The 8,716-nt window shown below is 49.3% G+C and carries 11 protein-coding genes; 4 read left to right on the top strand and 7 right to left on the bottom strand.

Translation table 11 applies throughout. The annotated features are described in order from the left end of the window. Positions 1–24 precede the first annotated feature (24 nt). The gene (locus PF479_RS14330; protein ID WP_298007795.1) at positions 25–861 is read right to left on the bottom strand and encodes a citrate/2-methylcitrate synthase; all 837 of its coding nucleotides are present in this window, start codon (positions 859–861) and stop codon (positions 25–27) included. Positions 862–1,044: 183 nt separating this feature from the next. Between PF479_RS14330 and PF479_RS14325 the strand changes: the two genes are divergently transcribed. Both PF479_RS14325 and PF479_RS14320 read left to right on the top strand, forming a co-directional pair. Further along, entirely contained in the window at positions 1,045–2,865 is a 1,821-nt protein-coding gene (locus PF479_RS14325; protein WP_298007793.1) for an aminotransferase class I/II-fold pyridoxal phosphate-dependent enzyme, read from the top strand. A gap of 157 nt (positions 2,866–3,022) precedes the next feature. Further along, positions 3,023–3,277, top strand: coding sequence for a hypothetical protein (locus PF479_RS14320; protein WP_298007791.1), 255 nt, complete (start codon positions 3,023–3,025; stop codon positions 3,275–3,277). 145 nt (positions 3,278–3,422) lie between these two features. Here the strand turns inward: PF479_RS14320 and PF479_RS14315 are convergent, their stop codons facing one another. After that, the gene (locus PF479_RS14315; RefSeq protein ID WP_298007789.1) at positions 3,423–3,662 is read right to left on the bottom strand and encodes a hypothetical protein; all 240 of its coding nucleotides are present in this window, start codon (positions 3,660–3,662) and stop codon (positions 3,423–3,425) included. A gap of 19 nt (positions 3,663–3,681) precedes the next feature. Here PF479_RS14315 and PF479_RS14310 point away from each other — a divergent pair, with 19 nt between their 5' ends. Together PF479_RS14310 and PF479_RS14305 are read left to right on the top strand one after the other, a co-directional pair. Further along, a complete protein-coding gene (locus PF479_RS14310) occupies positions 3,682–4,746 on the top strand; it encodes a plasmid pRiA4b ORF-3 family protein (protein WP_298007787.1) in 1,065 nt (354 codons plus the stop codon). 7 nt (positions 4,747–4,753) lie between these two features. Continuing rightward, positions 4,754–5,053, top strand: coding sequence for a hypothetical protein (locus tag PF479_RS14305; RefSeq protein ID WP_298007785.1), 300 nt, complete (start codon positions 4,754–4,756; stop codon positions 5,051–5,053). A 145-nt stretch (positions 5,054–5,198) separates the two neighbouring features. Here the strand turns inward: PF479_RS14305 and PF479_RS14300 are convergent, their stop codons facing one another. The 5 genes from PF479_RS14300 to dprA all read right to left on the bottom strand — a co-directional run. Further along, positions 5,199–5,612 (bottom strand): type II toxin-antitoxin system HicB family antitoxin, encoded by a 414-nt coding sequence (locus PF479_RS14300; RefSeq protein ID WP_298007783.1) that lies wholly within the window; start codon positions 5,610–5,612, stop codon positions 5,199–5,201. Continuing rightward, positions 5,609–5,803: a type II toxin-antitoxin system HicA family toxin gene (locus PF479_RS14295; protein ID WP_298007782.1), complete on the bottom strand. Its 195-nt coding sequence runs from the start codon at positions 5,801–5,803 to the stop codon at positions 5,609–5,611. Before PF479_RS14295 ends, PF479_RS14300 begins: the two co-directional genes overlap by 4 nt. A gap of 110 nt (positions 5,804–5,913) precedes the next feature. Continuing rightward, a complete protein-coding gene (locus tag PF479_RS14290) occupies positions 5,914–6,294 on the bottom strand; it encodes a YraN family protein (RefSeq protein WP_298007780.1) in 381 nt (126 codons plus the stop codon). Beyond that, positions 6,291–7,820 carry a YifB family Mg chelatase-like AAA ATPase gene (locus PF479_RS14285; protein WP_298007778.1) on the bottom strand — a complete coding sequence of 510 codons (1,530 nt, stop codon included), beginning with the start codon at positions 7,818–7,820 and terminating at the stop codon, positions 6,291–6,293. Before PF479_RS14285 ends, PF479_RS14290 begins: the two co-directional genes overlap by 4 nt. Further along, on the bottom strand, positions 7,814–8,716 hold a 903-nt coding region (gene dprA / locus PF479_RS14280; protein WP_298007777.1), incomplete at its 5' end, for a DNA-processing protein DprA. The genes dprA and PF479_RS14285, both read right to left, overlap by 7 nt.

Below are 8,716 nucleotides of genomic sequence, written 5' to 3'. Positions count from 1 at the left end.
AAAGGTCCCGGTTCAGCAATAATCTCACTCCTCTAATTTCCTGTCTTCAGGGCCGTCATAATACTCCGGTTTCTGAAGGGAGAGATCCAGTGGCTGGATGATGTCGGAACCCGAGGAAGCCCGCCAGGCCTTCTCCCTCTGATTTTCCTCTGTGCTGTGAGCCACCAGAGAGACCGTCCGGGAGAGGATCAACAGACCCTTGATTTGCTCGGGGGTCATGTCCATGTCCGAGGCAATCGCCGCAATCACCCCCGGGCCATTGAGATATAGAGTTTTTCCTATCACCTCTTTGGTGGCCCCCTGGATCTCCAGAGCCATACTAAGATGATCACCCTCCAGTCCCAGTTCCTCTGCGATTTCAAGAAGACGGTCCACCCGGGGATCTTTTATATGCTGAGGATGGTGGTATCCGTTGATGATCCGTTTCTGTGACCTGTACTCTTTCACAAGGCTCAAAGCCTTCTCAGGAATCGAAATCCCTTCAGACCGGGCCTCAATGACAGCCTTCTGGAACATGTTCGCCGGGATATCTGCCGAGGCATGCCTCTCTCCCATGGTCATCACCCCTCCCGCCACTGCCACATTGAGGGGGACGCCGCCGGAGCGGACAAACCGTGAGGACACCGAAGACGGTGAAAAGGCATGCTCACTCAGGGAGACCAGAAAGGCATTGATCATCTTCGTATCATTTTCTGAAGCGAGTTTTCCCATCCAGGTAAGCCAGGCCATGGAGGCAAAATCCAGGTTTCCCGTCAGTTCATTAATATCATATCCTCTCACCACAATGCGGTCCTTCGTCTTGTAGGATATAGCCGTCTGCCAGTGGAAAGGGTCTTTTTCTTTCTGGGAATCATGAATCATAAATCACCTCACTAGGTATCAGGGATTGAACTTGCTTACACAAAGAATCCAAGTATAATATAAAATACTATGAAGATAAACACGATACAGCCTTCATAACCGCAACAGTCCGCTGGCTTTATGAGCATTCTCCTGCAGAGAGGCAGGTCATCCGGCATCTTAAATTATTAGGAAGGAAATTTTATGCAAGCACTGATTCTCGCCGCCGGAATGGGCAAAGAACTGGCAGAATTCACCCAGGATAAGACAAAATGTATGGTTCCCCTCCTGGGAAAAACTCTCATCCAGAGGAATCTGGATATTCTGATTCAATTTTCCCTGAGCCGCATCATCCTGGTGGTTGGTTCTAAGGGAGAGGATGTGGAAAACCTCATCGGCAAGAACTACAAGGGCACAGCCGTAGAATATGTCTACAACCGGGACTTCGACAGCACCAACAAGCTTTCCTCCCTGTACAGGACCAGGGAGCAGTTCCAGAAAGAGGATACGATCCTGCTGGAGAGCAACCTGATTTTTGAAAAAGGGGTGATCGAGGCGCTCCTGAAGGATGAGGCGGCTAACTGTTTTCTCGCAGCCCACCACCAGCCCTGGATGGATAGTCGGGTCATCGAAATCGCTAAGGATCACTCCATACAGCGGTTTATCTCCCCATCAGATTTCAAATATAAAAACTCGAAAAATTATTATAAGAGGGTGAACATCTACAAGTTTTCCAAAAAATTTATAACCAAGAGTTACATCCCTTTTCTAAGTGCCGCCGTTCAGTCCGGGGGGGGCAAAAAGCACTGCAACCAGGTTCTTGGAGACATCAATTTTATCAACAAGTCCGATCTCAAGGCCTGCATCCTGGCAGACAGCTCTCTCTGGTATGAAATAAACGACAAGCAGGACTTAAGCAATGCGGAGATTCTCTTTGCGGATGAGACAAAACTGACCCTTATGCAGCAGCGCTTCGGCGGGTACTGGCGTTTCCCCAACCTCCTGGACTTCTGCTATCTGGTCAATCCCTACTTTCCCAAAAAAAACATGATCAAGGAGATAATGCACAACTTCAATCCACTGCTGAGGGATTACCCCTCGGGTCTGGCCACCCAGAACCTCCTGGCCTCCCGCATGTTCGGCATCCGGGAGGACTCCATCCTCACCGGGAACGGCGCCGCCGAGCTTATCAATGCCCTGATGGGGGTTCTGTCGGATCAGAAGGTCGGTTTCATACTGCCCAGCTTCAATGAGTACGCCGAGCGTCATGAGAGCACGAAGAGCGTTCTCTTCCAGGTGGAAGATGAGAATTTTGCCTATGGCAAAGAGCAGATCATCCGGTGGTCCGACAGTGTGGACACCCTGGTGCTGATCAATCCGGACAACCCTTCGGGAAATTTCATCCCCCTGAATGACCTCTATGAGATCCTGGACAGCTTTAAAGAGAGGAACAAACGCCTGATGCTGGATGAATCCTTTGTGGACTTTTCAACCGGGGGCCCTGAAAACAGCATCATCAGCAACGAAAATCTTGAAAAGTACTCCAATCTGGTGGTCATCAAGAGCATCAGCAAGAGCTACGGGGTTCCGGGAATCCGACTGGGAATCATGGCCACATCCGACAAAGAACTCCTGGGAAAGGTTAAAAAACGGATCTCCATCTGGAACATCAACTCCTTTGGGGAGTTTTTTATGCAGATCTACAGTAAATATGAGAACTCCTACATCAAAAGCTGCCGGAAAATCGCCGATGAGAGGGACCGGTTCTTCACAAAACTCGAGACCATCCCCTGGCTGACCCCGCACAGCTCTCAGGCTAACTACTTCCTGTGTGATGTGGAAGGATTCAACACAACCCGGCTGGTAGACTTCATCCTCAAGGAACACAGCATCTTCTTAAAAGACCTGCGGGGCAAAAAAGGGTTTGAACAGAAAAACTGCATCCGCATCGCCGTCCGTTCCAAAGAGGATAACAAGAGGCTGATCAGGGCTTTTAGAAGCCTGCCGGGGAAAAGCAAGCTCTAGAAAAACAGTCATGTTTTTATATTTTGAAGATTTAGGGGGCTCTCCTCCGCCTGCGGCGAGGGCCGGATTTTTTAAGGAAGTTGACTTCTATTTTGAATCATCAGGGTCATTACGCTTGTCAATACTATGGAAACAGAACTAAAATAGGAGATAACTCATGGGAGAAGCCCAAGTGAAAGAAGAAGAGCAAGCTATTGTTAATTATATCAAAGACCACTTTGTTGATTGGCTTGAGGAGAAAAAAGTCATCCCTTTTCCTCCGAGGCCTAAGGAGTCAAGTTTTTTTGCTCTACCAAAGCCCGTTAAGGGCTTAGGTGATTTATTTAATAGAGGCCGAAGGGTACCAGCAATGCGTGCATTGCAATTTAAGGTCTATGGTTTTGGTACTACAGAAGCTGATTTACAGCTTTAGTGTTTATTGCCCTACCGAAGCCCGTTTAGGGCTTCGGTGTTATTTCTGTTAAGGCCGAAGGGTACCAAGGCAGTATTCATCTGTTCTACCGAGGCTCATTGAGAGCCTCGGTGGTTAATCATATGAGGCCGAAGGGTTTAGAGCCTTAGTGGTTTTCTTTCTCGAGGCCTAAGGGGGTGATTTTCATACTCGAGGCCGAAGGGTAGTCGAGGCCTAAGGGTACCAGAATGAAAAATTCGATATTCTTATAGGAAATATGGATAAGCGTTTTGAGCAGGTGGACAAGCGTTTTTCTCAGATGTTCTGGTTTGGCAGCATCGAATTTGTTGCCCTGGGAACGCTTATCACTGTTTTCCAATTCCTTTCCCAGTAACAATTTCAACATCAAACGGAGACCCTCCGACATGGATGAAGTGCTACATCAGATGCATCTGGGGTTCAATGAGCTGATCATTCAAGCCTTCATACTCGATGCCCTGTTTCATCATAACTGCAGTATTGAAACCGTCAGCGAACGGATATTGAGGGACTTGCCTGAAGAGCACCGAATAGCAGTCGAAGAATTTGAACAGCCATTTCAGGATGCACTAAAAAAACAGATAAAAGTGCTGAAAAGTACATACAATGTTTTTATGGATCAGCAAACTGGTGCGATACGGGAAGCCGCCCTCAGGCTCAGCGATGATCTGACCTCCTGGCTGAGAAATCTAGGTGAATACGGTGTTTATGCAGATGAAATTCCCGAAGAGGGAATGGAGCAGCTTTTGCACTTTACCCGCGAAATCGATTCTATTCTTTTGGAAACCATGGAACCTGTGGTTCTGCCGGAAGAGAGAAAAGTGAACACCCTGGACTATTTAAAAGAACTCCGTCTGCAGCAGGAGAAATTATTGGATAATTTACTCTTTCCCGAATATCTGCCTTCGGTGTATACCGTCAAAATGACCCTGACGGGAGCCCGCCCACCGGTCTGGAGACGCCTGCGCCTCCCGGGAAACTGCACCCTGGATGATCTTCATAGCATCATACAAACTGCTTTTAACTGGGATGATGAACACCTTCATATGTTTTCTGATGAGCATAAAACACGCTACGTTTCCCCCGCAACGACGCGTGAAGGGGAGGAGGAGGATGAAGAGAGGTTTATGATTGATGACCTTCTGACACGTCCCAGGCAGGTCTTGAAGTATACATACGATTTCGGAGACGACTGGCGTGTCGGGATAGTCGTTGAAAAAATTGAAGAGTACGACAGCTATACCGACGCTGATGATATTGTCTGCCTTGCCGGAAAAGGGAATTCTCCTCCTGAAAACTGTGGGGGACTCCCCGGTTTCAGGAATATGATTGAGTCGGGAATGACACCCTGGGGAGATCCTTATGAACCGGAAATCTTTGACCCTGAGGAGCTGACCCGGATATTGAAAGAGAGGGATACAGAGAAAACTTTCAGATCTGCAGGAGAATGATCCTCCCGTGGAATACAAATTTTCAATGACCAATGGGTGGTCCAGGAAGCTCATTATCGCTCTGCTTAGAAGGTATGGACTCAACCCCTATCGATACACCAGGCAACGGCGCACAACCGTAATGGTCAAAATTTCCAGATCCTTTGTGGATGAAACACTCTGGCCGGAATTTACAGAGTTGAATGAAACACTGACCACCTATCTTGATTCCATAACGAGCAGAATCATATCGGAGAGTATTTTTACCGACAGTGAAGAAACTGTGTTGAATGAACCCGAACATCTTGTGGCGTCATCGGCAACTTGACCGTGAATACTCTTCAGATTCACCGGCTCAATACCAGGTGGAAGGAGTTGAACGGCGCCTATACAGTCCCTCACCAAGCTGGGCGGGCTTTGAATTCACATAGAACCTGAACCGGGCGTTCCGCTCCAATCCCTGACTGGTTGGCTTACGCGCTTAACGTTATTTTCAGGTTTTGTCCCATAGCTTTCGCTATTTTTTCCAGGGTTTTAATCGTCGGGTTCCCCTTTATTGGGTTTTCCAGCCTTTGGTATGCCTGATAAGACAATCCCAGTTTTTCGGCAATACTCTTCTGTGTGCGTATTCCTCGCAAGTTACGCAGCTGAATGGCAATTTCTACATGAGGGGCAACTTCAATGGGATAGAGATCCTCCCCTTCTGCAGATGGGGGAGGAGGGAGCAACCCATGGGAAACGTCTACTTCCAGTACGCCGTTTAATGCTTCATAGGCATTCATTAGGGATTCACCCATTGTATTCCCTTCGGTAAAAACATTCTGAAGGTCAGGAAACTCTACATAATATCCATTTTCTTCCTGATTAAGACGACATTTGTAATTCATAACTCATCCTTTTCTAATCCTGCCTGTCTGAATATTGCCTTGAGTAATCCTGGTCCCAAATCCTTTTTACCATGAACAGGTACAGCTATAGACCGGAATCCTTCTTTGTAGAATATGTGATGGGATCCTGTTATTCGTTCAAGGTACCATCCATGTTTCTTTAAAACTTTCATTATTTTTTTTCCGGTCATGCAATCCTTTCTTATCATACAACATATATGTTGTGTTGGCAATTATTCCTATATTACCTGACCATTACTTTACCTGATAGAGGCATTGATATTCCGGAGCTCTCCACAGACTAACCTATACCCCTGTAATGCTTGAAGTGGTGAATCTCATTCTCTTTGTTTAAAATGAGACAGATACCATCCATCCTGGCAGCCCCCTGGTAACGGTGAAAGGCAATATAGAGTTCTGCCGTCTTTTTCATTCGGATCAGCTTTCTCTCTGTCAGTGTTTCTTCAGGCATTCCTCTGTCACCATCTGATTTGGTTCTGACCTCCACAAAGACTAAAACCTCGCCCTCCCGGGCCAGAATATCGATATCCGAATGACCGACCCTCTCGTTCCGGCTGACAATCTCATAGCCCCTGTCTTTCAAATACTCTTCGGCCAGACACTCTCCCTTTATTCCCAGTTCTATTTTATCCCGGTTTTTCTCCCCTTTCGGAACACTCATTCCATAATCCTCGGCCGGTACTGCAGAGCTTCGGCCACATGTTCCTCTCGGATGGTCACAGACCCCTCCAGATCGGCAATGGTCCGGGATAGTTTCAGCATCTTCAGGTAGGATCTTGCGGAGAGCTGAAAGACTTCTGCCCCGTCATTGAGCATGTTCCGGGGACCCTGTTTCAGGTTTATATACTCTTTGATCTGCCTGTTTTTCATTTCAGAGTTGGTCTGAATCGGGTCATCCCAGAAACGCTTCTGCTGAATCTGCCGGGCCAGAGCTACACGATCCCTGATCTGGCTGGAGGTCTCTTTCCGGTCACCCCTCTCCATGGACCTCGCCAGCTTTCTGATATCCACCACGGGGATATCCACATGAAGGTCGATCCGGTCCAGAATCGGCCCTGAGAGCTTTTTCCGGTAGCGTTGAATCTCCCGGGGAGAACAGACACAGTCCTTGGTCTCATCGTTCAGAAATCCGCAGGGGCAGGGGTTAGCCGCTGCAATCAGGATAAAACGGGAAGGATAGGTCACCCGTTCCAGACTGCGGGATATGGTCAGTTTACCATCTTCCAGAGGCTGCCGGAGGGCTTCTATGATGGGGCGGGGAAACTCGTTGAACTCGTCCAGAAAGAGGATGCCCCGATGAGCCAGGCTGATCTCTCCCGGCTGGGGATGGGAACCGCCCCCCACCAGTCCGGCCTGGGAGATAATGTGATGGGGTGACCTGAAGGGCCTGGTGATAATAAGAGATCCTCCCGGCGGGATATTTCCGGCGCTGGAGTAGATTCTTGTCACCTCAAGAGACTCCTCTTCACTCAACAGGGGGAGTATTCCCGGCAGTGCCCTGGCCAGCATGGTCTTTCCCGACCCGGGAGAGCCTACCATCAGCACATTGTGTCCTCCCGCCGCGGCAATTTCCAGGGCTCTTTTTGCCTGCTCCTGACCGCTTACTTCTGACATATCAAACTCCACCGTGCTGATTTCCTCCCTGGTTTTCGACATGTAGACCGCCGGTTCGAGAGTACACTGGTCATTGAAAAACTGAACAATCTGGCTCAGATCCTTCACCGGGTAGACCTGTATCCCTTTGACAATTGAGGCTTCATTGGCTGATTCTTCCGGTACAAAAACTGACTTCAAGCCCATCTCCTTGGCAAAAAGGGCCGCCAGGAGGGCGCCTTTTGTGTGCCGCAGGGATCCGTCCAAGGAGAGCTCACCGAAAAACAAAGAGCCTTCGGGAATATGAAACCCCGTTATCTCCGACAGTATCCCCAGAGCAATGGGAAAATCGTAAAAAGCTCCGTTTTTAGGGACATCCCCGGGAGCCAGATTGACCGTAATCCGCCTCAAAGGAAAAGAAAATCCCGCATTAACCAGAGCCGTTCGGACTCTCTCCCGGCTCTCACCCACAGCCTTGTTGGGCATGCCTACCAGATCAAAGGAGGGGAGCCCCTTATCAGCAATGTTGACCTCCACATCAATCTTGATGGTATTCAGTCCGGAGAAAGAGACAGAGGTCACCTTGATCAGCATAAGACTCCTCCCGTCGCAGAGGGGACGGTCAGAACATAGAAACCTTCCTGATAGCTGAGTTTCTGTTTCAGTGTCAGCACCGTCAGTTCCGCCCCGATCCGGGAGGGGGGAACACTCAAAGCTCTTGAAATATCATCTGCTGTCATGCCTTCCCTTGAGATCTGGTCCAGTATGGCTCTCTGCAGCTTATTCAGACCCTGTTTTGTTTTTCCTGTATTTTTGAGCATCTCCCGTCCCGGAAAGATTCCGTACTCTTTCAAAATGTCTGACTCCTCGGTCACAAGGAAGGCCCCCTGTTTGATCAGAAGAGCCGTACCCTGGGAGACGCTGCTTGTCAGGGGGCCGGGGAGAGCATAGATCTTCCTGTTGTACTTCCGTGCAATGCGTGCGGTGATCAGGGCGCCGCTTTTGAGCCCTGCTTCTATCACCAGCAGCAGGGGAGAGAGTCCCGCCACAATCCTGTTCCGCCGGGGATAGGTCCAGAGGGCCGGCGGCGTATCTCCGGGATACTCGGAAAGGATCAATCCCCCCGTTTCGAGTATCCGGTCGTACAGCTTTTTCTGGTATTCCGGGTGTATTCTCCCGATCCCGCAGGGCATGACCGCCATGGTCCGACCCGGGGCATTCACAGCCGATTCATGGGCCAGGGCATCGATGCCGTACATAAATCCCGACACAATCGTGATTCCCTCCCGGGCTATCCCGGTGACCAGACGCTCCGTCATGGTGGCACCGTAACGGGTCATCTTCCGGGAACCGACCACACTGGCGCTGTTTGTGAAGAGCTCCGGATTCCACTCACCCCTGTAATACAGAATTTCGGGAGGATCTTGAATCTGCCTTAACAACGCGGGGTACTCCCGGCTTTTGCAGTCAATCTGTTTTATCTCGTTCAT

Origin of the sequence: Oceanispirochaeta sp., assembly GCF_027859075.1 — a bacterium.
Classification (GTDB): domain Bacteria; phylum Spirochaetota; class Spirochaetia; order DSM-2461; family DSM-2461; genus Oceanispirochaeta.
The sequence above is the reverse complement of the archived record's forward strand: the minus strand, read 5'-3'. Positions and strand labels throughout refer to the sequence as shown.

Bases quoted from the DNA above. Each gene is read 5' to 3' on its own strand.
- PF479_RS14330 (WP_298007795.1), bottom strand. From the start codon at position 861: ATGATTCATGATTCCCAGAAAGAAAAAGACCCTTTCCACTGGCAGACG.
- PF479_RS14325 (WP_298007793.1), top strand. From the start codon at position 1,045: ATGCAAGCACTGATTCTCGCCGCCGGAATGGGCAAAGAACTGGCAGAA.
- PF479_RS14320 (WP_298007791.1), top strand. From the start codon at position 3,023: ATGGGAGAAGCCCAAGTGAAAGAAGAAGAGCAAGCTATTGTTAATTAT.
- PF479_RS14315 (WP_298007789.1), bottom strand. From the start codon at position 3,662: ATGTTGAAATTGTTACTGGGAAAGGAATTGGAAAACAGTGATAAGCGT.
- PF479_RS14310 (WP_298007787.1), top strand. From the start codon at position 3,682: ATGGATGAAGTGCTACATCAGATGCATCTGGGGTTCAATGAGCTGATC.
- PF479_RS14300 (WP_298007783.1), bottom strand. From the start codon at position 5,612: ATGAATTACAAATGTCGTCTTAATCAGGAAGAAAATGGATATTATGTA.
- PF479_RS14295 (WP_298007782.1), bottom strand. From the start codon at position 5,803: ATGACCGGAAAAAAAATAATGAAAGTTTTAAAGAAACATGGATGGTAC.
- PF479_RS14290 (WP_298007780.1), bottom strand. From the start codon at position 6,294: ATGAGTGTTCCGAAAGGGGAGAAAAACCGGGATAAAATAGAACTGGGA.
- PF479_RS14285 (WP_298007778.1), bottom strand. From the start codon at position 7,820: ATGCTGATCAAGGTGACCTCTGTCTCTTTCTCCGGACTGAATACCATC.